This is a genomic window from Kordiimonas pumila (assembly GCF_015240255.1).
In the GTDB taxonomy this organism is placed as follows: Bacteria; Pseudomonadota; Alphaproteobacteria; order Sphingomonadales; family Kordiimonadaceae; genus Kordiimonas; species Kordiimonas pumila.
Window position 1 is genome coordinate 2,244,221 of record NZ_CP061205.1, and the last position, 24,500, is coordinate 2,268,720.

A 24,500-nucleotide genomic window follows, 5' to 3' on the forward strand; every position below is an offset into this window, starting at 1 on the left:
ATGGGCATAGCTGATATAAATATGTTCAAAGAACGCTATGATCAGTTTGACAGCTTTTTTCTGTACGGCGCAACACCGGCAGCGGTTGAGACGGTTGCTTTACTCAAGAAGCACGGCAAAAAGATAGCAGCTTTTGTAGACCGTGATCCTTTGAAGCAATCGGTGGATTTTTTAGGCTATCCTGTAATTGCACCAGCAACTTTTTTACAGGCTTCCACTGAGGCAGCCGGTGTTATTATTGTGTCTGCTTATCAGCTTGAAATTTATCAATACCTCATTGAGGAAGGTATTGATAATAAAAGAATTTTCCCGCACCTTGATGGTATGTTTTTCCCCACGTATGGGGCAGGTTATGTTGAGAACCCGGTGCTGCAAAAAGTGCTGGAAGGCCTGAAAACTTTGGAAGAAAAAAGCTATTTTGAAACATGGCTTTCTTTTAAAGAAACTGGGAATTATTCAACCTTAAAAGCGATGGCTTCTATTGGGCGGCAATATGAACACAAGGCGTGGCAAGCGACTATTAGGCCGGGCGGTGTTTGCTGTGATGTTGGTGCCTATGACGGCGTTTCCTCAATAGACTTTTTAGCGACAGGACTATTTGATAAGGTCGTTGCCCTTGAGCCTTTTGCAAAAAATTATGATAAGCTCTTATATAATATTAAAAAAAATAAGTTAGGCGAGAAACTGGAACCTCGGCAAATAGCGCTTGGTAGCTGCAGGGAAACCCTGTGGCAGAATACAGAAGATGTATCAAGCCGAGCACGTATTGTTGAAACTGACGGGCAGGATCAGGCGGGGCAGGAAAAAATAGAAGTTTTTCCGCTTGATAGCTTGGGTTTGAAAAACCTGACTGCTCTCAAGGTTGATATTGAAGGCTTTGAGCTCGCCTTTCTGGAAGGGGCGAAAAAGACTTTGGCTGATTATAGACCCCATATTGCTATAAGTGCGTATCATGTTAAGTCCCACTGCATTGATATAATTAAGTTTTTTCAGGAAAACTTCACTGGCTTTGATGTGCGAATTGGTCATCACCCACAGGCTGTATATGAGCTGGAATATTATATTTCTTTTACGGGTGCGAAGGCTCTATGAAAAAAAGGCTATTATTACTCGGTGGTGGTTTTGAGCAACTGAACGCGCTTCGTATTGCTCAGGAATTAGGCGCCGAGGTTATTGTTTTTGATGGGCACGAAACAGCGGCTTGCGCCTTTGAGGCATGCGAATTTTACCAAGTGAATATTAAAGACCATGCCGCACTTATAGCGAAGGCAAAAGAACTCAGGCTCGATGCCGTTTTTGTTCATGCGGCTGAGCTTGCTATTGAATGCGCGCTGGTTGCTGAGGCTGTTGGGCTACCTGGTATTTCGGTGGAATCTGCCAAGCTTGGAACAGATAAAACCTTGAGAGCAGCGTGCCTCTTGAGGGCAGGTGTACGGATACCAAAGTATCAGCCACTGACTGCTGCATCTGATTGGAGCGCATGGAGAAACGCTGGTGATGCCCTTGGCTATCCGATTATAGCAAAACCCACCAAGCTTGCAGGCGCGCAAGGGGTGGAGTTTATACCAGATGAAATAGCCTTGCAGCGATATTTCGAGGGTAAACAAAGCTTTAAAGCGCAAGACTTTTTACTTGAAGAGTTTTTGCAAGGTACCCAGCTTAGTACAGAAAGTGTTGCTCTTGACGGTGCGCTTGTGTGCACGAGTATTGCACTTAGACACTATGATACGACGCAGCATCTCTGGCCACACCAGATCGAAGATGGTCACTCAATGCCCTATGACGCCTCTCTTGAGCTGCAAAATTCTATTGATGATGTGACTGAAAAATGTCGTGCAGCATTTGGTATTGAAACGGGCGTGTTAAAGGGAGATTTAATTATTTCCCCATCAGGTGAGATTATCGTACTGGAAATGGCGGTGCGCACATCAGGTGGCCGTTTCTGTGATACTGTTGTGCCTGTTAGTACAGGGGTAAATATCCTGTATCCGCTCATTCAGTATGCATTAGGGCAAACGCCTGATCCTGCATACCTGAAAGCGGACAGACATGTTGGTGTGTCACAGCGTTTTGTCTTAATTCCTGAGGGTAACCGGTTAAAGGAATACAAAACAATTCAGCATATTCTTTTGCAGGAAGATGTTATTGGATGGTGGTTTAGAGATGACCTTCAAGACTTGGCTCAAGCGCCCAAAATTATGTCGCACAGGGACAGGATTGGCTATGTTATCTGTAGTGCTGATACCAGAGATAATGCTGACAAAAGAGCACAGACAATTGTTGAACAACTGGTGAAAGCTATAACACTGGAGACACTAACATGAACATTTTGATCATTGGCTCTGGGTCTTATGTTCTGAGTGACCCGTTCGGACCCGGTGTTGTTTTGCGGTCTGTCTTGCAGTGGACCAAAGATAGCAGGGTAGCTGAGCAGCAGGCTGTTACCATTACGCTTACATATCAGAGCGAAAAAAAACTACCTGAAAAGCAGAGTGAAGTTGAAGCTATTATTAATTATTTCAATGGAATAAATGATAAAGTTAAAGTTAAGTTTGAAGCAGCTTCCGCTGTAAAAAACATTCTTGCCGCTGGTGATGTTGCAGCCTGCTTTATTGCAGTTCCTGATGTACATCATGCGGAATACTGCAAACTTGCTATAGAACATGGCTGCCCAGTATGGCTTGTGAAGCCTCTGACCGGAAACTATGGCGCTGCGAAAGATTTAAGCAGGATATGTGGCGAATTAAGTGGAAATGTTTGGGTTGATTATCACAAGCGTTTTGACCCCTCTAATGCTTATCTGAAGCTTAAAGGCCAAGCTGGTGACTATGGCAGAATGCTTGTGTATTCAGTTGACTATCATCAGCCCTATACACTGCCAACACAGGTCTTTGACTGGACCAGTGATGTGGATGTTTTCACCTATATTGGCTGTCATTATGTTGATCAGGTTTTTTATCTGTACCCAGGTGCGCGCCCTGTTTCTGCCTCTGCATATCCCGTAAAAGGCAAGGTTTATGAAAAAACGGGCCAGTTTGACGGTGTGATTGCAACACTGCGTTTTGATGTGGAGGGCAATGAGCTATTGGTGCCCATGAATATTGGCTGGTTTAACCCTGCTGGTTCGCCGACAAAAAGCCTGCAGGTATTGAAAGTGCAATTTGAGAAAGGGCTGGTGAACCTTGATCAAACGCGGCGTGGTATTGAAATATGGCACGAAGAAGGGGTCTCTGAAATTAACCCTTACTTTTTCGGTGAGGCATTGGATGCTATGGGGAATAGCTATTACACTGGATACGGTTATAAAAGCGTTCAGGCGTTTCTCGACCTTGTGCAGTCTGGTCAAAAATGGCCATCTTCTGGAATTTTGCCAACGCTTGAGGAAGCCCTCAAAACAGAAAAGGTTTTATTCGGTGTTCAGGAAGCGCTTAAAACCGGCAAAGAATTTGATTACAGAACATTAGATTAACGCTAGTGTTACCTGTGAAAATGTAACAGGGGCTTTGTACGTGCCGCTACCGCTAGTATATACAGCGTTTCATATCAATATGGCCTTCTCTTCAATTGAGGAGGAGGACAGATCTGCTGTTATAAAGCAGTGTTATTGGCCTCTTTTAGAGCTTGCTGAGGCAGGCTTTCCTATCGGGATCGAAGCAACCAGCTATAGTTTGAAAGCTATTCAGGCACTTGATCCAGAATGGATTGTTAAACTGAAAGCTTTAATCAAGGCTGGAAGTGTTGAGTTTATAGGCAGTGGTTTTACGCAAATGATTGCGCCGCTGGTGCCACCCGAGGTAACCGAATGGAACCTGAAGCTTGGCCTGCTGGACTATGAAGAAATTTTAGGCATTAAGCCTTCTATTGCGCTCATTAATGAACAGGCATATGCGCCAGGACTGGTGCCTTTATACTGCGCCGCCGGGTTTAAGGCAATTATGATGGATTGGTCAGAACCAGCCAGTCATAATACATCGTGGAAAAATAAGTTTGCACATTATCCACAGTGTATTGCAGGCGCGGGCGATAGTGTTATTCCTGTGGTGTGGTCTGATGCAATTTCATTTCAAAAATTTCAACGTTATGCCCAAGGCGAAATTGACGCAGATGAATATTTGGAATTTTTAAGTTTGCAGTTGGGCGAGGGGGCCAAAACATTCCCGCTCTACACAAGTGACGCTGAAATATTTGATTACCGCCCCGGCAGGTTTCAGAGTGAGGCGTTACAAGGTGCTATTTCTGAGTATGAACGTATTCGGCTGCTGCTGGTGGCTTTGAAAAACAGTGGATATGTAAAACTTGGTTTACCGTCAGATGCGCTTTCTTTGTTGGCAACTGATACAAAGCCTGTACGGTTGGAGACAGCAACGGCACCAGTGCCTGTTAAAAAGCAAAGAAAATACAATATTACCAGATGGGCAGTTTCAGGTAGAAATGACCTTCTTTTAAATACGCATTGCTGGCGTGTTTTTGAAGGTCTTAAAGGTGATGCCAAAGCAGGCAGTAATGAATGGCGTGCGCTTTGCGCCTTGTGGGCCAGCGATTACCGGACACATATTACAGAAAAGCGCTGGAAAACCATGGTTTCCAGTTTGCCTGAAATCAATCGTGCCTCTGCTGTAGTACAGCAAAAACGAGAGACCGTGTCTGATGATGTGCATATCAGCAATGATAGACGTTTTTTGGTGATAAATGCTGATAAGGCTCATCTGATTTTAAACCTTTACCGGGGGATGGCTATTCAGTCTTACGGGCCGGGAAAAGCGCAGGTGGAAAATGCAGGTGCTCCGGCGCGCAATGGTTTTATTGGCACTTTGTCGCATGGTTTTTATCAAGATATTGCCATGGGGGCTGACTTTTATACCGGGCATTTTACGTTCGAGCCAGCTGCTAGCCATAAAGTGACAGACTTGGTGCGTGTTGGCCATGCTTTATCCTGGTTGCCTGAGATAGAAGCGCTTGAAATTACGGCGCCTATTAAAACGTCTCTGGGCACAATAACCAAACGCCTTTTATTCTATCCGTACCAACGCAAGCTAAAAATAGAATATAAGGGCATACCGTTGCCGCAAGTTGGTAGTCTGCGGTTGTTCAATATAACACTGAACCCACGGGCCTTTAAAAAGAAACATCTGTATTACGCAGCCCATAATGGCGGTAAAAACCCAGATAGGCATGCTTTATGGGGTAAAGGCCTGATCGAGATTGACCACGGTGCACCTGTTTCGCGGCTTGTATCAGCAACAACAGGCCTTGGCATGACTGGGGGCTATCTGGAATTTGGGGATGATAAAAACTATGTCCGATTGGAAGTTGATCGTACAGCAGCGGCAGGCATCGGAATGATAACCAGTAAGGCCGTGAGCAAAAGCTTTTTTGTTAGAGCAGCTGTTTCATTGCAGGAACTGGATGAAACTGCCGGGCGGGATCATTTTACACTTCAGGATATGGTGTCGCCGCTTTGTGTGGCGGCCACCTTGTCTTTTGGCTCGCATACATAAATGATTTGTTTTCTAAACGGTTAGAAATAAAGAAGTTCTTTCACCTTATAGTATTGAATGATAGGCTTCCATTCAACGGTGCAGATATTATGGGAGGGCCTCTATGGCACTGACAGGTTTTGACAGTTCCACGGCTGATCTTAAAGGTAAGTCAATTTTAATAACCGGGGGTACTGGTTCTTTTGGCTCAACGCTGCTTAAGCAGTTGTTAAGGGACCATGAGCCGCGCCGGGTGATTATTTTTGCGCGAGGTGAGTATAACCATTTTCTGCTGCAGAATAGCCTGACAGAGGACCAGCAATCCAGAGTGCGCTTCTTTATTGGGGACGTACGCGACCGTGACCGCCTTGTTATGGCGATGCGGAATGTTGACCTTGTTGTGCATGCTGCGGCTCAAAAACAGGTGCCGCTCGCTGAATATAACCCTTTTGAGTGTATCAGAACAAACGTGATTGGTGCAGAGAATGTGGTGCAAGCGGCTATTCAGGCCGGTGTTAAACAGGTTTTGGCTTTGTCAACAGACAAGGCTGTAAACCCTATTAACCTTTACGGTGCCAGTAAGCTTGCATCTGATAAAATTTTTGTGGCGGCCAATGCATTGGCCTCAGGAACTGGTACACGATTTTCTGTTGTAAGATACGGTAATGTTCTTGGATCACGGGGGAGTGTTATTCCATTTTTCCGGTCGCTTTTGAATGAAGGTGCAACAGAGCTTCCTATCACGGATGCACGGATGACACGTTTCTGGATAACCCTCGAACAGGCTGTTGCTTTTACGCTTTCATGTATTTCTATCATGCGGGGCGGTGAAATTTTTGTTCCCAAAATACCGTCCATGCGTATAACAGACTTGGTTGAAGCACTTGCACCTAATGTTGGGCAAAAACATGTGGGTATTCGGCCCGGTGAAAAGCTGCATGAAATCATGATTACTGAACATAATGCATTAAACACGGTTGACTATGGTGACCGGTATATCATTCAACCTGAATGGAACTTTTGGGATAAGGATGCTCATACAAAAGGCGGGCATTCTATAATGGATGAGGGTTTTGAGTACTCTAGCGACAAAAATGATAGCTGGCTGGATGTTGAATCGTTAAGGACGATTTTAAAAACGATCCCAGATAGTGGGTCATAACGGGGTTAATCATGCCACAGCATTTTCTACCGTATGGGCGGCACACACTTGATAGCGATGATATTGCTGCTGTTGTTGATGTCTTAAAGCACGGTGCCCTTACCTGTGGCCCCAAAGTGGATGAATTTGAGGCAGAATTTGCTCGTAAAATTGGTGCTGTGGAGGCTGTTGTTGTGTCCAATGGTACAACAGCTCTTCATTTAGCTTTATTGGCGGCAAACTTTCGTCCTGGTGATATTGCCATTGTTCCGACACTGACGTTTTTATCTACAGCGAATGCTGTTCATATGGCAGGTGGCAGGGTTGTTTTTGCAGATGTTTGTCCTAAAACTGGTTTAATGACACCAGATACACTGAAGGCGGCCTTTAAAAAATCAAACTACAAAGCAAAAGCTGTTTTACCAGTGCACCTGACAGGTCAGTCCGAGCACATGGCAGAAATTCATGACTATGCCAGAGATAAAGGCATGGTTATTATTTCTGACTGTTGCCACGCGATTGGAGCAAGCTATAAGGCAGGCGGCTCGCCGGGAGACGGGCAATTCGAAGATTTCGGTTGCTATAGCCTGCATCCAGTTAAAAGTATTGCTATGGGTGAAGGCGGGGTTGTAACGACAAAAACACCGGAACTGGCACGGTATATACGGCAACTTCGTAGCCACGATATGAGACGCCTTCCAGAAGAGTTTGTACGCCCAGAGCTCGGTTTTGATGATAGCGGCGAACCTAACCCGTGGTATTATGAAATGCACGAACTGGGGTATAATTACCGCGCGACGGATATACAGTGTGCGCTAGGTCTTAGTCAGCTTGGTAAACTCGATAAATTTTTGGCGCGACGCCTTAAACTTGCTGATATGTACGATACGCTTTTAGAGCCTCTTGCTCCTGTGGTAACATCAAACCCTCGTTCTATTGACTGTAACTCTGCTTGGCATCTGTATGCTGTCAAAATTGATTTTGCTTCTATGGGCAAGAGCAGAGGCCATATTATGCGTAGCTTTGCAGAGAAGGGGGTTGGCACTCAGGTGCATTATATCCCTGTGCACGAACAGCCTTATTATCAAAAACATTATGGGGTGCAAGATTTGCCGGGTGCCGCAGATTATTATGCAGGCACACTAACGCTTCCTTTGTTCCCATCAATGTTTGATACAGACCCTGGTTTTGTTGTAAAAACCCTTAAGGCGGTACTCAACAACTAAAATATTCCTGCTACCCTTTGAATTGCAAAAAAAAGCCCCATGCCAGTATAGGCATAGGGCTAAATGGAAACGTCATAATCAATGCAAGGTAGGCTGTCCTACCTGTGCGGTTATTAGCTCTGGAACAGAGACAGGATAGACTGAGGTGACTGGTTGGCAATCGAGAGTGCCTGAATACCAAGTTGTTGCTTCACTTGGAGGGCCTGTAAGTTTGCACTTTCTTTTGCCATGTCAGCATCAACAAGGTTACCAATGCCGACTTCTATCACATCAGCAAGTTTACCGGAAAAACTACGGTTTTGCTCTAGTGACGTTGAGCCAGAGCCGAGCCTTGTCAATACAGCATTCAAGCGAATAATAGATTCGCCAATATCAGTTACCGCAGCCGAGGCTGTATCTTGTGTCGCAATACTTTGTGTCGAGGTGATAGAGATGTTTCCGCCGCCAAGAGTAAGGTCTTGGTGGGAAACTGTAAGGGTCTGTGTGGCATCTGCATTCGTGATTGCCACGATAGCGTCAGTGCCGTCGTCAATCAGGTTTGTGCCATTGAATGCCGCGTTATTAATAATAGTGTTTATCTGGTCACGCAGCGATGTGAAATCTTGTGAAAGGGCCGCCCGGCTTGTGGTATCCAAGCCTTGGTCAGCGGCGGCAACGGCTTTCTCTTTCATTTCAAGGAGAAGGTCTGAAATGGCTGTTGCTGCAGCGAGTGCCACGTCTACAGTAGATACACCACGATCAAGTGATTGCTGAACGGCGTTTAGCCCGCGTAGGTCACCGCGCAACTTTTGCGCGATTGAATATACTGCAGCATTATCTTTTGCAGATGAAATTTTCAAGCCCGTGTTAATTTTTGTCTGCGTATTTTCCAGCTCTTTACCGGTAATATTCAGATTACGTAAAGCGTTTAGAGCGCTTGCATTAACATTAATTGAAAAGGTCATTTAACCTCTCCTCATTATGACGTTTTTCCATTGCCGATTATTCGGCCTGCATTGAATAAAGCAATGAGTGTGCCAGTTTTTTATTTTTTTTAAGTCATTGAAATTAAATAATAAATTAAAATATTTTGAATTTTCGCGAAAATGTTGACCGGGCGTTAAATTGTGAAGGAGGAATCTTTTGTCGGTTTGTGCAACATCTGCCGGGAGAAATTGACATGCGGATTTCTTAAGGTAGGTAAAAAACAGTTGTGTGTTATTTTTTGCCTAGATTAAACAAGGGTGTGTTTGTTGAGTTTCGCAGTGTTTTGCGTGATTTTTGATTTCGCTTATCAGTTGATTTTTGGGGTACGCATGCAGCACCCATTTCAAACATTTGTGTTGGAATGAAAATGACAGGTCTGCCCATTAAGGTATGTATTTGGAATTGCTGAGGGGCCGGGTTGTTGCCTGATAGCTGATCACGCAAGACTGCAACAAAAAGATTAGTGGCTGGCTTTTGGGAGAAAGGTTTAGCGATACTAAGAAGGTGTTGGAGAACCGCGCCAGCTCTAACTGGTTGGACAGCCATTTAATTAAATAACCTGATTAATTTGAAGCGACGTTGGCCGTGCACCTTTCAGGGGTTGATAAGATGCATTTCGTCCATAAGCCATTACAGGGCGATTTTTTTTCACAACCTCTTCACCAACACTTTTAATAATGCCTTCGGCAACGGCTTTTAAACGCAGGATAATGCGAGCATGATCCCTTAGTGTTTCCCGTAAGAGATCTGTAAGTTTTCTCAAATATTTGCGGGCAGGGGAATCGCTTGGACCCAAGAGCTTTTCGTTCACTTTTAAATTATTCAGTGTAGCGGTGTATTCAGCCATCAAGCGGCTTTTGGCGGCATGTAAGCTTTGTGCTTCACGCGGTAGCCGTTTTTTGAGTAAGTCTGTTTCTCGGGCAATAATATCTGTTAACTCAATCGTTAATTTAGCCAGTTTGGCGCCGTGGCCAGATAGAACCGGAGCACTTTCTTCTATGTCATGAGGGATTGGATCAAGGGGCATTTTAGTGCTCCTGTAGCTTAAGAAGTTCACGGTAAACATTGTCGGCAATACCTATGCCGCCACTCTTAGCGATAGATTTGCCAACTTCTTCAACCATCATGGACTGATATATTTCTTCTGCTGAACCGCCTGACATAGAGCCACCCTCGCGGTTAATTGTGTCAAACATTGGTTTCATCATTTGCGCAATAAAAACGGCTTCAAAATCTTCAGCTGCTTCTCTAAGAGAGTCTTTATTAGCGTTTTTTAGAGCAGATGAACTGCTGTCCACCCTTGCTTTTGCCGCAAGGGACTGGGCGTCCATAAGCTGTGATTGCGCTACATTGAATATCTGGGTTTGCATTTACATCACCTGCAATTCAGCTTGCATGGCCCCTGCGGCTTTTAAAGCCTGCAGAATAGCGATCATGTCACGGGGACCAATTTTGAGTGAGTTTAGGCCATCCACCAGTTCTTGCAGTGTAACGGAGGGTGGCAGAACCGCGATATGCTCTGTGCCTGTTTCCTCAACATCAACGGCTGAACGTTGTACGACTTCGGTTTGGCCGCCTTGTGAAAAGGCGCCAGGCTGGGATACTTGGGGTTGCTCGGAAATACGAATGACAAGGTTGCCCTGTGCAATGGCGACTGAATTAATGCGTACTTCATTGCCCATAACAATAATGCCGGTACGTTCATCAATAATAACCCGTGCTTTATTTTCAGGTTGAACGCTTAATTTTTCAATGTCTGTTAGCAGATCTACCATAGATAGGCGGTACCCAATTGGGCGCGTTAGCAGCACAGTTGCAGGATCAAGCGACCGAGCAATATCATTTTGTAAATACCCGTTAATGGCGGTTGCAATACGGCGTGCTGTCGTCAGGTCTGGGTTATGAAGAGATAGTTTGAGCGATGACATATCACGTAGTTCAAAAGGGATTTCCCGCTCAACAATACCACCGTTTGCAATGCGACCGTTTGTTGGTACACCTTGAACAACAGAGCCCGCTTCACCTGCGGCCGCAAAACCAGCTGTTGCAACCGCGCCTTGGGCAACCGCATACACTTCGCCGTCTGCACCCATTAATGGCGTGGCAATCAGTGTGCCGCCAGAGAGATTGCTCGCATCACCCATTGAGCTAACAGAAACATCTATACGTGTGCCTTGGCGTGAAAATGCAGGGAGGTTTGCTGTTACCATAACAGCGGCAATATTTTCCGGGCGCATTGTTGTGCCTTTGGCGTTTACGCCGAGCCGTTCCAGCATGGCTGTTAGGCTTTGCTCGGTATATGGCGCATTACGGAGTGTATCACCTGTACCGTTAAGGCCCACAACCAGACCGTAACCGATCAATTGGTTTTCGCGGATTCCCTCAATTGCAACAATATCCTTAATGCGAGAAGTCGCTGCTTGCACTGATGTTCCAGCCATGAATGCCAGAGCAATAAGAGCAGAGAATATGAGTGTGAATCGATTTGCATTTACCATAACAACTATCCGGTTTTGCGGCTAATATTGCCTTATTCCAGTTCTTCGGGCTTATATATGCGAGTTTTGTGCCAACCGCTGTTGTTGGTATACGCTGCTGTTTTAATTGCATTATTCTTAATTATGGTTGCAGAAGCGGAATTTGTTGCCGGTAAACCAAGCAGGGCTTGCTCTCTTCAGCAGTTAGGCATAAGTTGTGGCTATGAAAATTACAGGTTCAGGTCCAGTTCAGTCAAAAACGCTCAAGAAGACATCTTCATCTAAGGGGTCTTCTGGTAGTGTTTTTAGTAGTCAGGTGTCGGGTTCGTCTGACTCCACTCCAGCTCAATCTGTCAGGGGGACCTCTGGTATTGCTTCTGTGGATGCGCTTCTTGCATTGCAGGGAGTGACAGATAGTACTGATGGGCGTTCAAAAGGGCTTGCCCGGGCAGAAGAAATGCTGAGCTTGCTTGATGATATTCGAAAAGGGATTCTTCTAGGGGCTATTTCTATGCCTAACCTTAGGAACCTTGCAGACATGGCTCGGAATCAAAAATCTAAAACCGGCGATGACCGATTGAACGAAATTTTAGCTGATATAGAGCTTAGAGCCGAAGTTGAGCTTGCTAAGTACGGTGAATAATTCTCTCTATCATATTATTTTTTCTACTGTTTTTGATGATTAGCTGCAGTTGATGCTTATTCCGCTTGTTTGTTGCGTTTGAAGCCATTATATAACGCCCGAGCTTTTTTTACGTGTTCCGAGGTGTAAGCTCTGAGTGATTATTTTGTTTGGAAGTGGCAATGACACAAACTACAACGGCAATGAAATTACCCGAAGGCTATATGCCATCACCCGACGAAGAATTTATGAATGAACTGCAGCTTGAGTATTTTCGCCAAAAATTAATAGCATGGCGTGAAGATATACTCAGGGAATCTGCAGAAACCCTGCAAAATTTACAACAGGACAATTTGCGCGAGCCAGATATTGCTGACCGTGCATCTTCAGAAACGGATTGGTCTGTTGAGCTGCGCACGCGAGACAGGCAGAGAAAACTTGTTTCGAAAATTGATTCTGCTATTCGCAGAATTGATGAAGGTGAATATGGGTACTGTGAAGTTACTGGCGAGCCAATAAGCTTGAAACGGCTTGATGCACGGCCTATTGCGACTATGACGATTGAGGCGCAGGAAGCTCATGAGCGTGCTGAAAAAGTTCACCGCGACGAATAAACATCAAAGACATTGATCAAGGGAAGAGGGGGGCTATTGATTGGCTCCCTTTTTTATATGAAAAAAGGGCCGGTAGCCACTGGGGGCTTCCGGCCACTGCACATAATGCAGAATTGAGTTGGCTTTATTCGGTAAGTAAATTCCTAGTCTTCCGTTAGACATCTCCTCTTAAATTGTTAAAATGGAAATACAATGTCGTACAGCTGGGTCCCATAACGAGGCTGTTGGACATCGGTAATTTGCCCCTTGCCCCCATATGAAATGCGGGCTTCGGCAATCTTGGTGTGAGATATTTCATTCGAAGATGAAATATCTTCTGGGCGGACAATGCCGGCAAGCAACATTTCCCGCTTTTCAAAGTTTACACGGACTTCTTGGCGCGCCTGAATAACCATGTTTCCATTTGGCAGGACATCTGTAACGATTGCGGCGACTGTCATATTGATAGCTTCACTGCGGTTTACAGAGCCAGTGCCGTTATAGCTTGATGTGGCATCAGCAGTTACCATTGTGTCTGGCGCAAAAGCTGCTGCTGCCGCGGCTTTTCGGGTGCCATTGCCTGCCGCGCCCGTATCGGGGTTTGTACCATAAAGCAGGTGAGGGATCGCAGCTTCAAGCCCTAAAAAATTACTCAGCCCCGCATCTTCCGCTGTTGTGCGGGCACGAGATGTTGTGTTGCCAATTTGCGCGCTGTCTGAAATAGCAATATTGACTGTCAGAATGTCGCCAATTTTTGAGGCGCGCTGATCTTTAAAGAAGGCCCTGGCCCCTGTGCGCCAAAGCGAATTTGGTTGATAGGTTGTTGGTTCACTAGATGGCATGGGCAAACTGATAGACCGCTCTGTAACCGGAGCTTTGATATCTTTTATAGGGGTCATATCAGGGGCTTTGCCAATATCACCAATACGTTCTGCTGCACCGCAAGCGGCGACCGATAGAAGGGCCACAGTAAGGCCAGCTTTTTTAACAAATGTGCCAATCATTTTGTGTCTCCTTCTTTACCGTGTAGCTACCTGTTGAAAGGCAGATGACTGCACCTCAACTGTGCTCGGTGATATAACTTTTGCTTCAAGGCTTTGTTTGCTCTTTGAGTTCATAACCCGGATAATGTCGCCTTTGCCGCCATCATCAAGCGCCCGACCTTCAACGGAGAGCAACAAAGCACCTTGCTGGAATGTCATGGTCACGAAAGCACCTTTCTCAATCATCACGGGTGTTGCGATGTCATTTGTTCTTAAAGGGCTTCCCACTTGCAGTGCTCTGCTTACTGTTTGGCCAATAAGCTGCTGGCTGCTGACAATCGAATTTCTGTTGATTTGCCTGGTTGGCTGCTTTTCCCATGAAATATCACTTTTTGTAATGATTTCTCCGGGGGTAATCATGCGGTTTAAGACCGGCATGAGACTAACCTCTTGAATGCTTCCTGTAAGCCGTAACTCATTGGGAATAACGTCTCCCGTGGGCACCTCGATGACCGCAATAAAGCGATCTTTTCTGTCGCTAAGGGTGAAGCTTTTCCATGTGATATCTTCAACGCTGTAGCCAACAGGTAGATAATGCCCTGACTGGCGACCATAGAGCTTGATTTCAACATCCGAGTGCACGCCGTTTTCTTGTAGCAAGCCTTTTATGATTGGCTCAAGGTCATCCAAAGTGAATGCCTCACCTTCGCGTTGCAGATAGATACGTTTCAGATAAACAGGGCGTTCCCAGTCCAATTCATACGCCTTGGCCAGCCGGTCTAGTTCATAGCTTGTTACAACAAGACGTTTACCCGGTTCTGGGGCCTGCATAACAATTTCGTTGCCTTTTTCAGCCGTGCCAGAAAATATATCTGCAAGCCGAACTACGCTATCTTCAATAACTGGGTTTTCCAGTAGATCAGCAGCATAGGCGGGCGCAAGATACGTGCTGGTGATGCTGGTTGTAACAAGCATCAAAAATGTACGCATCATGCTTTTGCATTTGTTGTTATCTGAGGCGGTTGAAAACATTGTTAGCTCCTATTAGCGAAGGTTATTTGCTGCCTGAAGCATTTCGTCAGATGTTTGAATTACTTTTGAGTTCAATTCATAGGCACGCTGTGCTGAAATCATGGCTGTGATTTCACCAACCGCGTTCACGTTTGAATTTTCAAGGAATCCTTGCATGACGACCCCAAAGCCGTCCTGACCCGGGCTGCTAAGGTTGGCAGCGCCTGACGCTTGTGATTCAAGGAAAAGGTTGTTGCCGATTGCTTCCAGCCCAATTTCGTTTGGAAAAATAGCGAGATCAAGTTGGCCAATTTGTTGAGGATTTGGCTGGCCATCAAGTTTCACGCTAATTTCGCCTTGCTCATTGATGGAGACATCAACGGCCCCTTGGGGGAAGTTAACAGCAGGCTGTACAGCATAGCCTTCAGGGGTAACTAACTGTCCATTTTGGTCAATCTGGAAAGACCCCGCTCGTGTATAAGCATCCTGTCCGTCAGGTAGCTGAATACGGAAGTATCCTTTACCGTTTATGGCGAGATCATAGAGGTTGCCAGTATTTTGCAAGGCCCCTTGATCCGATATCCGGTAAACACCCGCAGCGCGTACACCAACACCTACCTGAATGCCGCTTGGAACAACAGTTCCTGCATCAGATGAACTGGCACCCACTCGTTCAATGTTTTGGTATAAAAGGTCTTGAAACTCTGCGCGCTGGCGTTTGAAGCCCGTGGTGTTCATGTTGGCGATATTGTTTGATATCACCTCAATGTTCAACTGCTGTGCAAGCATGCCTGTTGCGGCGGTACTAAGTGATTTCATAATATTATCCTTTCCTCAGGCCTTGGCTTAACGCACTTGCGATAGCCGTTTGAGGGCATCTTTTCTCAGGTCATCGTAACTTGATTCAGTTTGTGATGCTTTTTCGTAAGCTCGCATGACATCGATCATCTCTGTCATTGCTTCAATAGAGTTTACGTTTGAGCCCTCGTAGGCTTTTGAACGTAAAGCGATATCTGTCATGTTATCTTGAGCAACCGGGGCCTGAGTGGTTTCATATAAGGAAGACCCACGACGTTTCATGTCTTGCTCGTTACTAAACTGAGCTAGGCCAATTTTGCCTTTATCACCATTGTTTGTTGAAATTGTACCATCGTCGGAAATGTGAACGTCGAAGTCGTCATCATCAAACAAAATGGGCTGACCAGAATCATCCAGAACAAGCTCACCAGAAAGTAGGGTGAGGTTTCTGTTGTTATCTATCATCATGCGGCCATTACGGGTGTAAAGGGTTTCGCCCTCTTTATTCTGAACAGGAATATAGCCTCTTCCCTTGATGAAAACATCAAGCGGATTCGAGGATGGAATCATGGTCCCAGGGTTAAGGTTACGGATAATGCCGTAATCCTGCACGTAGGAAATCTTGCCTCCAACTGTTGCTTCAGCGCCGGGCGCATCCATTAACAGCTGTCTAAAGACAACGCGTTCCTTGTTGAAGGCGGTTGTAGACATATTGGCGATATTGTGTGCCACGACATCCATTCGCCTTTTAAGTGCTGCTTTGTGAGCCAACCCGACATAAAGTGCGGTATCCATTATTCTTCTCCTGCATTCGCAGATATGGTTTCTGTGTTTTCACAGTTATTTGCCAAAAGTAAGAGCATGAAGTGTGCCAACTTATAATATGATTATTTTTCAATGGGTTGCTAAAAAGCGGGCAGATACCAATGGTGACAGTTGGAAATTATTGCCGTCAATATTTGCCGAGAAGGTTGATTTGGTGTGCAGGCAGGAATGCGCTATAATAAAAATTCATAGAAATGGTTGTTAACCATAAAGAATTAAAGGTAAAGTTTTCTTAAGGCTCTGATAATATAGTTGGTCCAGAATTCGCATACCGGATCAGGCAAATTAACGGAATGGCAATTTAATGGCGGGTGACATGGAAGAAACACTAGGTGAAGCCGAACTGGTTGAAGGTCTGGAACGAAAGAAGTTTAGCGGCAAAAAGCTTGTTGTTATTGTTGCAGCACTCGTTGTTCTCCTGATTATCGTGATGGGTGTTATGTCGTTTTTTGGCGGCGAGCATGAAGAGGATACAGGAGAAGATGCGGTTATTGAAAAAATGGCGGCAGAAGCTGCCGAGCACCGCGAACAGGCAAAGCTGGAAGAGGACAAGCCGGTTGAAGAATTGCAGGCGCTTTTTGTTGAGCTGCCAGATCAGCTATACAATCTGAACACAGGCGGACAAGGTACCAGTTTTTTACAGGCCAAAATATCTCTGGAAGTTGATCGTGAAAGCTATCGCGCCGAGATTAATGCCAAGATGCCTCGTATTCTTGATGAGTTTAATGCCTATATGCGAGAATTGCGCCCTGAAGACTTGGATGGCGCGGCAGGTATATTCAGGCTTAAAGAAGAACTGTTAATGCGTATTAATCAGGCTGTTGCTCCAACACGGGTTAAAGATGTTCTGTTCCGCCAGTTTTTAGTGCAGGGCCAGTAATGATAAGACATAAGGCTATGTCAGGAAAAAGATAAATGGCTGACGAAGACGAACCAATTGATGATGATGCCGTAGCGGCGGAATGGGAAGCAATGGCGGGCGGCGACGATGACGCTGACCAAGATGCCATGGCTGCTGAATGGGAAGCTATGGCTGATGACGGCGATGCTGAAGCTGATGATTCAGGCGGGCCTTCACCTGGCCGTGTTCTTGACCAGAATGAGATCGATAGCCTTTTAGGCTTTGACGGCGACAATGGTAACGATGATGTAACCGGTATTCACGCTCTTATAAACAGTGCGCTCGTTTCATATGAACGCCTACCTATGCTGGATATCGTATTTGATCGGATGGTGCGGATGATGTCCACATCTCTCCGGAATTTTACATCCGACAATATTGAAGTGTCTCTGGATAATATAACCTCTGTGAGGTTTGGTGATTATCTAAACTCTATCCCTTTACCGGCGATGCTGGCGGTGTTCAGGGCAGAGGAGTGGGATAACTATGGTTTGATGACCATTGATTCCAGTTTGATTTATTCGATTGTTGACGTTCTGCTTGGTGGCCGCCGAGGAACGGCTGCCATGAGAATTGAAGGGCGGCCTTATACAACGATTGAGCAAACTCTGGTTGAGCGGATGATCTCGGTTATTTTGAAAGACATGTGTGGTGCGTTTGAACCGCTTAGCCCCGTGAACTTTACCTTTGACCGACTAGAGACTAATCCGAGATTTGCTACTATTGCCCGGCCGCCTAATGCCGCAGTTCTTATTAAACTGCGCGTTGATATGGAAGACCGTGGCGGCAGGTGCGAAATTCTGTTCCCTTATGCAACGCTTGAGCCTGTTCGCGAGCTTCTTCTGCAGCGCTTTATGGGGGAAAAATTTGGCCGCGATACCATTTGGGAAACGCATTTGGCTACAGAGCTTTGGCGTGCGAATGTAGATTTGCTGGCCATTATGGATGAAACCAATATGACTTTGGGCGAAGTCATGAATTTTAAGGTGGGTCAAACCATTCTATTTAACAAGTCGCCAAAAGATGATGTGGTTTTGAAATGCGGTAATGTGCCTATGGTAAGCGGTGCTATTGGCCGGTCTGGTCAGCACGTTGCAGTTCAAATACGGCAGACGGCAGAGCGCCTGCAAAACCTAGATTTGGATTAAGATTATGACGGGTTCCATAGCAATTCCTGAACTGATAGTTGACAGTGTTCTGGCTGTTTTACTGTTTGCGGTAATCATTGTCTGCCTGATTGTGTATCGTAAGCTATCTGTTATCAAGGAAGGCCAAACCGAACTTAGAGATTTGGTTGATAGGTTAAATACTGCTGTTTTTGAAGCACAGCGTAGTGTTGGAACCTTGGGGAAGTCTGCGAGTGATATTGAGGGCCGACTTAAAGTCGAAGTTCAAAAAGCATCGGCAATAGCCGACGAGTTATCCCTTATTACTGAGGCAGGCAATAACCTTGCGGACCGCATCGAAAAAGGTTTAACGCAAGGAGATGGTAAGCCCGCCATAGATAAAGGAACAAATAAAAAACAGCAGGAAGAAATTTTAGCTGCTCTTCGTGAGGCGCGCTGATGTTTTTTTGCGAAAGGTTATATAAATAATGCGAAATACCATTATTTCCCGAATACGTTTATTCCCGATGCTGATTATGGTGGCGTTGGTTTCTTTATCGCTGCGCGCTGTTGATATCTATACGGGTTTGAATTTTCTCGAGATACCTGTGATAGCGGAAGAGAATGCTGCAGAGGCCGCTACTAAAGCAGAAGAAAAAACGGAAACAGCACATGCTGACGTTGGAGGCGAAGCCGCGAGGGCTCCGATCATTGTTGGTTTACCTGATAATGAAGAAATGGAAATCATTACCCAGTTACGTCAACGCCGGGTAGAGCTTGAGCAGCGGTCAAATCAACTAGAGCTTCAAGAGCAGCTTCTTTCCAGCACAGAAAAAAGAATCGACGATAAAATTGTTCAATTGCAAGCGTTGGAGCAGCAGATTAAAGGGCACCTGCGCTTATATGAAGAGCGCGAGAATGAGCAACTGCAATCAATTGTAAAAGTGTATGAAACGATGAAGCCAAAAGAGGCCGCACCTCGTTTTGAAGTTTTGTCATTGCAAACGCAGCTAGATCTTGTAACGCGTATGAAGCCCAACAAAGTTGCGGCATTAATGGAAAAAATGAGTCCAAACAGGGCATCTGCACTCACAACAGAGCTTGCTACCAGAGCACAGCCACCTGGGATAAGTGAGTTACAAGGGGACAATTAGGCCTCTTTAAATTTGGTAGGGGAATAGGAGCGAAAGTTTATGGCAAGTCAGGCAAAAGTCATAACACTTGAAGATCGGGTTAAAACATTAAGGGACACATCAGGCGATAGTGTGTCAGTTGATGATATTGCAGGTGTCGTGGGTGCTCTTGTCGAGGGCACAACCCATGATGACGGCCTTGATAAAATTGCAGTAGAGCTGAGGGAGCTTTTACAGTTTATTGGGGCAGCTAAAGAAGAATTGGTCGGTATGCAGGCCAAGTCTTTATCGAACCGGGACATACCTGATGCTGGAATACAGCTTGATGCAGTTGTAAGTGCAACTGAAGTTGCTGCCAGCTCTATTATGGATGCCGCAGACCAGATTGGAGCGATTGCGGAAGACGTAGACGATGATACCGCAGTTAAGCTGAATGATATTGCTACGAACCTTTTTCAGGCATCAAGTTTTCAGGATATCACGGGACAGCGTATTACAAAAGTAACCCGCACTCTTGAGCATCTTGAAGAACGGCTGAATGCTCTTGCTGATGCTATCGGTGATGACTATGTCGCTCCGGATGAGGCCGAGTTGGAAATTGATGAAGACGGCATTGCTGTTGACGCGGATGATTTACTGCACGGCCCGCAACTTGAAGGTGAGGGCAACAGTCAGGATGAAATTGATGCAATTTTGGCAAGTTTTGATTAACAGGCAAGGTATGGCACTGCATTATGATGCATGAAGATCATCAAACTAAACGCCTTTTTGGAACAGACCCAACTATGGGACTGTTTGTTGCACTTTATCTTATTTTGCTGGCATTTTTTATTTTGATGAATGCTGTATCTGAGCACGCTGCGTCAAGGGCTATGGATGCGATGGAAAGTGTGAATAATACTTTTCAAAAAGCCAACCAGCCTACTAACCCTAAACCCTTTGACCCAGAAGGTGAAGATGTACCAGCGAGCGATGCGGTGTTGAAAAGTGTTCATCAAGCTTTTCTATCTGAAATGAATATTGAAGGCAGGTTTTCGAGTAATGGCGGGAATGTTTTTGAGGTTGAGTTTCCTGCGGATTATTTGTTTGAACCAGGCTCTATGCGTATTCGGGATGATATGAGCCCTTTTCTGGACCAATTGATTAAAGTCGTACAGCAGGCACCAAGATCACATAAGCAACAAATGGCCATCATGTTTGGTTCAGGTACTGGTGCCGTGGCTAGAGAGATGACGCGGTCACAGGAAATTGCGACACGACGAGCTGGTGCTGTTGCGCGTTATTTGCAGCAGCAGGGTATTCCTGATGGCATCTTCACAACCGGGTTTGTTGCTGTGCCGGAAGGAAAAATTTTAGCGGCTTTTTATAGTGCCCCCCAACCTGTTGCGGGGGTAAGGCGGTAGTGTTTAGGAATGATCAAAGAATAGCTACTACCAAGCAGGATGGTGCAGCCTGGATGCTCACTTTTGCTGATTTGCTATCGCTGTTACTAACATTTTTTGTTTTGCTATTTTCAATGAGTTCTGTGCGTTTTGAAAGCTGGAAAGCCGTTGTAGATACAATGACTTATGAGTTTAACCCTTCGCGGCCAAAGGTTGTAATTGAAGAAATAACGGATGTTGAACAAATAAAGACAAGAAAGGGTAAAGGCCTAAACTTGAATTATCTTCAAGTTTTGTTCGAGAGAGCTATGGTGAAACAGGCAGTTTTCGAAGGGTCCAGGGTGACGAGGGTTCAGGGTGGTGTTGTTATATCCATTCCAGCCAGTCTTTTATTTGTTCGGAAAGATACAATACTTCAACCTGGTGTGGAGAAAGCGCTAAAGCAAATGGCGGGCACTTTTGTGCAAATTGATAATCATATAAAGGTAGCGGGGCATACAGATTCAGCTCCGATTATCAATGGTCGGTACCGGTCTAACTGGGAACTTTCAATGGTGCGCGCGCGTATCGTGGCGGGCATGATGTCTGATGCAGGATATACGGAGCCAATCACTGTCCTAGGCTATGCAGATACAGGAAATGCTGAAACGGATACAATCGCCGATATGGCCTTTGATGAGCGGGTTGATATTATCATTGTCGCAGAAAGCAGAGAAAAGGGGTTGTATGATCTGTTTTAAGCGATATTTGGCGAAAGTATCTAAGGCGAGCGTGTTGGCTATTGCCTTTGCAATCAGCCCTTCGGTTTATGCTCAGGTTGGGCAGCAGGCTGTTGTGGTTCAAGCGGCCCAGCTTTCTGGTTATGCCCGACTGGGTTTTGGGGTGCCTGCCACAACTGTTTACCGGATTGCATTAACCGGCACGAAGCTCAGGATATATTTTCAAGGTAATTTAAGCCCTAATATGATGGCTGTTGAAAATGCAGATCTAAGGCAAGTTGGTAACCCGGTCATAACTAGAAACCTGAATGAAACTATTATAACCTTTGATGTGTTACCTAATGTTTCACCGCGCGATTTTAGATCAGGCGAGTTCTTAATCATCGATATTTATGGCGGTGATGCCGGGTCAACTTTGCCCAAACCACAACCCTTGCTGCCAAGTTCAGCGGCAAATGGGCCAGCGAAAACCGGGGGGGATGATACAAGTGGCAACTCGTCCGCGGATGATGAAAATAAGAATGATGCCGAAGAAGGCTCTGCTGATCAGGGTACACAAGCTGAAGAAGAAGCAGGTGTGGAACCACAGAGCTTGAATAGCGAGAACGATCCAGAGCCGATTAAAGAAACTCCAAAAGCACCTGAGAAAGAACAGGCTTTACCGCCTAGCGCACCAAGTGCTGCAGTCACAGACATTGAAGCACCAGAACCACGACCTAAGGGTAGTGTTGTAGTTGCGGGTACAGAGCAAGCGGCGACGGATGCGCAGGTTGTTCCTGTTTCAGTCGCTGAAAATGATAATGGAATTTCTTTAAGCTTTGATTGGCCTGAAGCAACAGCTGCGGCAGTTTTTGAACGTGGCGGCGTATTGTGGGTGGTTTTTGATCAGATTGGCAAACTTGATAAAGAGGGTATTTATCAAGCGGATAACTTGGTTACAGGGCGTATAAACCGGATAGAACAACGCCCAAATGCTGATGCCTTTGTACTGAGAATGTTTATACGCTCCAATCAGAATGCAGTTGTTGAGCGCGATCAGAACAAATGGGTGCTTTATTTAAAAGATACGCCGGCCAAGCCACGTTTCCCCTTGAAGCCAGAGCGCAGGTCTGAGGGACAAGGGCAGCAGATTTATGTTTCTGCCACAGATATTGGCCGCAAAATTGAAGTTGAGGACCCAGATGTTGGCGACACAATTATTGTTCTGCCTCTTGCGCGGCAAGGGAATGGTTTAGCGGAAAGTTATAGTTATGCCGCAGCAGAGTTACTCGAAACAGCACAGGGTGTTGCCATTACACCACTTACTGATTTTGTTGAGGTTGAGAGATTTAGAGACGGCATCATTGTGCGGTCAACGGGTAATGATATCTTATCAGCTTCAAGGCTTTCCCGCGCAACGGGTATTGGCGATAATATACAGGCGGGCTTTTCTAGATTAATTGACTTTGAGAACTGGCGCATTGGTGAACCTTGGGAATATAGAAAGAATAAAGCCAGACTTTTGTATGAGCTTTCCTTGCAGCCCAAAAAGGAAAGAAATGGTGTTCGCTGGAAGCTTGCACGGTATTATCTCGCTCATGGTAGGGCCGCGGAATGTATAGGTGTATTAAATGTAATGCTTCTAGAAGACCCGTTGCTGGCTAAAAATACTGAATATCTAGCTGTTCGTGGGGTTGCCAACTTTAAACAGGGTAGATTAACGGAAGCTATGAGCGATCTCTCTGCCCGTGAACTTGAGGCAGAGCAGGACGCCGAACTTTGGCGTACCCTTGTTGCGGAAGCACTGGGCCAATATGAGCAAAGCCTTGAGCATTATCGTCGCGGCCGTGATGTTATGGGAACATATGACGAGTATGACCGTGCGGAAATTCAGCTTGCAGTTATAAGAGCTGCTATTGAAACAGGCAATCTTGAGCTTGCACAGCAAGAGCTTGGATTACTGAATGGGCTCGAGCTGACCGGTGCGCAGCTAGCAGAGTCTGTTTATCAAAGTGCGCGTATTTCTGAAAAACAGGGGCAGTATGAAACGGCATATGCGCAATATGATGATTTGTCCGGTTCCAGAGAGCGTTGGATTTCAGCACGTGCGCGATACTCCCGTATTAAATTTAGCCTTAAAAATGGCGATATTGATGTTGGTGTTGCGATTGATCAGCTTGAGCGGCTTCGGTACGCATGGCGCGGAGACAGGTTTGAATCCCAATTACTCGATGACTTGGCTAACCTGTATGTAAATGCAGGCAAATATGAGGAAGCTCTTGAAACCTTAAGGCAGGGCATTTCTTATTACCCTGAAGTAGCAAGACAAAAACGTATGCTGCTTCGTATGGGAGATATTTTCCGGTATTTGTTCCTTGATAATGGGGCAGATGAAATGACCCCTGTTGCAGCAATTGGTTTGTTTTACAAGTTTCGTGATTTAACGCCGCTTGGAACCGAGGGCGACTTGATGATCAGGCGTTTGGCTGAACGGCTTGTGTCTGTCGATTTGCTTGGGAGGGCAGCAGAGCTTCTTGAATATCAGGTAAAAGCCCGTACAGAAGGTGCGGCGAGAGCACAAATTGCTGCAAATCTTGCAAAAATATACCTTCTCGATGAGCGGCCAAATGATGCATTAGAAATTCTGCGCGCAACCCGAGAACCCCGATTGCCAGATGATATTGCCCAAAATCGCCAACATGTGGAAACTCGTGCTTTAATCGAGCTTGAAAAGTACGAAGAAGCCGAAGTTCTTATTGAACAGGACCGAGGTACTGAGGCTGATATTTTAAGGGCGGATATTTATTGGGGTGCGAAGGACTGGTCACGTCTTGTACCAACAATCCGCAGGTTATTAGGAGACGGCTGGCGTCGCAATGAAACTATAACCGCTCTTCAAAGGCTAAACCTTATTCGACTTGCTATTGCTATGACTTTTACCGAAGACAGGGCGGGCTTGATCGAAATGCGCAGGCGGTACGGCAATCAAATGCGCTCTGGCGATTTTACAAATGCTTTTGAATTGCTCACAAATGATCAGGACTTAACCCGTGGGGAAATTGGCTCGATAGCTAGCCAAATCGCAAGTGTAGAGAAGTTGCAATCGTTTATGCGTGATTATCGAAGCGATTTCTCTGGGCGGTAAGCGAGCAGCAAACAGT

24 protein-coding genes are annotated in these 24,500 nt (G+C 45.6%); 16 read left to right on the forward strand and 8 right to left on the reverse strand.

Annotation, left to right across the window (positions count from 1 at the left end; all coding sequences use genetic code 11):
- The 6 genes from ICL80_RS09760 to pseC all read left to right on the forward strand — a co-directional run bounded on the left by ICL80_RS09760 (position 1) and on the right by pseC (position 7,844).
- Positions 1–1,092, forward strand: coding sequence for an FkbM family methyltransferase (locus tag ICL80_RS09760; protein ID WP_194211785.1), 1,092 nt, complete (start codon positions 1–3; stop codon positions 1,090–1,092).
- The gene (locus tag ICL80_RS09765; protein ID WP_194211786.1) at positions 1,089–2,324 is read left to right on the forward strand and encodes an ATP-grasp domain-containing protein; all 1,236 of its coding nucleotides are present in this window, start codon (positions 1,089–1,091) and stop codon (positions 2,322–2,324) included. The genes ICL80_RS09760 and ICL80_RS09765 overlap by 4 nt, the downstream gene beginning before the upstream one ends.
- Positions 2,321–3,469, forward strand: coding sequence for a Gfo/Idh/MocA family protein (locus ICL80_RS09770; RefSeq protein WP_194211787.1), 1,149 nt, complete (start codon positions 2,321–2,323; stop codon positions 3,467–3,469). The genes ICL80_RS09765 and ICL80_RS09770 overlap by 4 nt, the downstream gene beginning before the upstream one ends.
- Before the next feature lie 40 nt (positions 3,470–3,509).
- A complete protein-coding gene (locus tag ICL80_RS09775; RefSeq protein ID WP_194211788.1) occupies positions 3,510–5,498 on the forward strand; it encodes a glycoside hydrolase family 57 in 1,989 nt (662 codons plus the stop codon).
- A 103-nt stretch (positions 5,499–5,601) separates the two neighbouring features.
- On the forward strand, positions 5,602–6,639 hold the full coding sequence (gene pseB, locus ICL80_RS09780) for a UDP-N-acetylglucosamine 4,6-dehydratase (inverting) (protein WP_194211789.1): 1,038 nt from the start codon (positions 5,602–5,604) through the stop codon (positions 6,637–6,639).
- 11 nt (positions 6,640–6,650) lie between these two features.
- A complete protein-coding gene (pseC, locus tag ICL80_RS09785; protein ID WP_194211790.1) occupies positions 6,651–7,844 on the forward strand; it encodes a UDP-4-amino-4,6-dideoxy-N-acetyl-beta-L-altrosamine transaminase in 1,194 nt (397 codons plus the stop codon).
- A gap of 113 nt (positions 7,845–7,957) precedes the next feature.
- On the opposite strand, the gene ICL80_RS09790 is transcribed toward pseC, so the two are convergent.
- The 4 genes from ICL80_RS09790 to ICL80_RS09805 all read right to left on the reverse strand — a co-directional run bounded on the left by ICL80_RS09790 (position 7,958) and on the right by ICL80_RS09805 (position 11,308).
- Entirely contained in the window at positions 7,958–8,788 is an 831-nt protein-coding gene (locus ICL80_RS09790; protein WP_194211791.1) for a flagellin, read from the reverse strand.
- Positions 8,789–9,360: 572 nt separating this feature from the next.
- Positions 9,361–9,837 carry a hypothetical protein gene (locus tag ICL80_RS09795; RefSeq protein ID WP_194211793.1) on the reverse strand — a complete coding sequence of 159 codons (477 nt, stop codon included), beginning with the start codon at positions 9,835–9,837 and terminating at the stop codon, positions 9,361–9,363.
- Position 9,838: 1 nt separating this feature from the next.
- Complete coding sequence (locus ICL80_RS09800; protein WP_228073404.1) at positions 9,839–10,180, reverse strand: rod-binding protein; 342 nt, start codon at positions 10,178–10,180, stop codon at positions 9,839–9,841.
- The gene (locus tag ICL80_RS09805; RefSeq protein WP_194211794.1) at positions 10,181–11,308 is read right to left on the reverse strand and encodes a flagellar basal body P-ring protein FlgI; all 1,128 of its coding nucleotides are present in this window, start codon (positions 11,306–11,308) and stop codon (positions 10,181–10,183) included.
- 202 nt (positions 11,309–11,510) lie between these two features.
- Between ICL80_RS09805 and ICL80_RS09810 the strand changes: the two genes are divergently transcribed.
- Positions 11,511–11,930, forward strand: coding sequence for a flagellar assembly protein FliX (locus tag ICL80_RS09810; protein ID WP_228073881.1), 420 nt, complete (start codon positions 11,511–11,513; stop codon positions 11,928–11,930).
- Between the two features lie 161 nt (positions 11,931–12,091).
- The gene (gene dksA, locus ICL80_RS09815) at positions 12,092–12,523 is read left to right on the forward strand and encodes an RNA polymerase-binding protein DksA (RefSeq protein ID WP_228073405.1); all 432 of its coding nucleotides are present in this window, start codon (positions 12,092–12,094) and stop codon (positions 12,521–12,523) included.
- Positions 12,524–12,699: 176 nt separating this feature from the next.
- On the opposite strand, the gene ICL80_RS09820 is transcribed toward dksA, so the two are convergent.
- From ICL80_RS09820 to ICL80_RS09835, 4 genes are read right to left on the reverse strand one after another with little or no spacing between them, the layout of a single operon-like run.
- On the reverse strand, positions 12,700–13,506 hold the full coding sequence (locus ICL80_RS09820) for a flagellar basal body L-ring protein FlgH (RefSeq protein ID WP_194211798.1): 807 nt from the start codon (positions 13,504–13,506) through the stop codon (positions 12,700–12,702).
- Between the two features lie 15 nt (positions 13,507–13,521).
- Positions 13,522–14,517: a flagellar basal body P-ring formation chaperone FlgA gene (gene flgA, locus ICL80_RS09825; protein ID WP_194211800.1), complete on the reverse strand. Its 996-nt coding sequence runs from the start codon at positions 14,515–14,517 to the stop codon at positions 13,522–13,524.
- Positions 14,518–14,529: 12 nt separating this feature from the next.
- Positions 14,530–15,315, reverse strand: a complete 786-nt coding sequence (gene flgG / locus ICL80_RS09830; protein ID WP_194211801.1) for a flagellar basal-body rod protein FlgG — start codon at positions 15,313–15,315, stop codon at positions 14,530–14,532.
- A 27-nt stretch (positions 15,316–15,342) separates the two neighbouring features.
- On the reverse strand, positions 15,343–16,089 hold the full coding sequence (locus ICL80_RS09835; RefSeq protein WP_194211802.1) for a flagellar hook-basal body complex protein: 747 nt from the start codon (positions 16,087–16,089) through the stop codon (positions 15,343–15,345).
- A 346-nt stretch (positions 16,090–16,435) separates the two neighbouring features.
- On the opposite strand from ICL80_RS09835, the gene ICL80_RS09840 reads away from it, so the two are divergent.
- Genes ICL80_RS09840 through ICL80_RS09875 form a run of 8 tightly spaced genes read left to right on the forward strand, consistent with a single transcriptional unit; the run spans position 16,436 to position 24,484 of the window.
- A complete protein-coding gene (locus ICL80_RS09840) occupies positions 16,436–16,999 on the forward strand; it encodes a flagellar basal body-associated FliL family protein (RefSeq protein ID WP_228073406.1) in 564 nt (187 codons plus the stop codon).
- 35 nt (positions 17,000–17,034) lie between these two features.
- Entirely contained in the window at positions 17,035–18,168 is a 1,134-nt protein-coding gene (gene fliM, locus ICL80_RS09845; RefSeq protein WP_194211804.1) for a flagellar motor switch protein FliM, read from the forward strand.
- Between the two features lie 4 nt (positions 18,169–18,172).
- Positions 18,173–18,586 carry a DUF6468 domain-containing protein gene (locus ICL80_RS09850; protein WP_194211805.1) on the forward strand — a complete coding sequence of 138 codons (414 nt, stop codon included), beginning with the start codon at positions 18,173–18,175 and terminating at the stop codon, positions 18,584–18,586.
- Between the two features lie 28 nt (positions 18,587–18,614).
- Complete coding sequence (locus ICL80_RS09855; protein ID WP_194211806.1) at positions 18,615–19,280, forward strand: MotE family protein; 666 nt, start codon at positions 18,615–18,617, stop codon at positions 19,278–19,280.
- A gap of 39 nt (positions 19,281–19,319) precedes the next feature.
- Positions 19,320–19,970: a protein phosphatase CheZ gene (locus ICL80_RS09860; protein WP_194211807.1), complete on the forward strand. Its 651-nt coding sequence runs from the start codon at positions 19,320–19,322 to the stop codon at positions 19,968–19,970.
- A 23-nt stretch (positions 19,971–19,993) separates the two neighbouring features.
- On the forward strand, positions 19,994–20,662 hold the full coding sequence (locus tag ICL80_RS09865) for an OmpA family protein (RefSeq protein WP_194211808.1): 669 nt from the start codon (positions 19,994–19,996) through the stop codon (positions 20,660–20,662).
- Positions 20,662–21,381, forward strand: a complete 720-nt coding sequence (locus ICL80_RS09870) for an OmpA/MotB family protein (protein WP_194211809.1) — start codon at positions 20,662–20,664, stop codon at positions 21,379–21,381. The genes ICL80_RS09865 and ICL80_RS09870 overlap by 1 nt, the downstream gene beginning before the upstream one ends.
- Complete coding sequence (locus ICL80_RS09875) at positions 21,368–24,484, forward strand: tetratricopeptide repeat protein (protein WP_194211811.1); 3,117 nt, start codon at positions 21,368–21,370, stop codon at positions 24,482–24,484. Before ICL80_RS09870 ends, ICL80_RS09875 begins: the two co-directional genes overlap by 14 nt.
- The last annotated feature ends 16 nt before the right edge of the window (positions 24,485–24,500 follow it).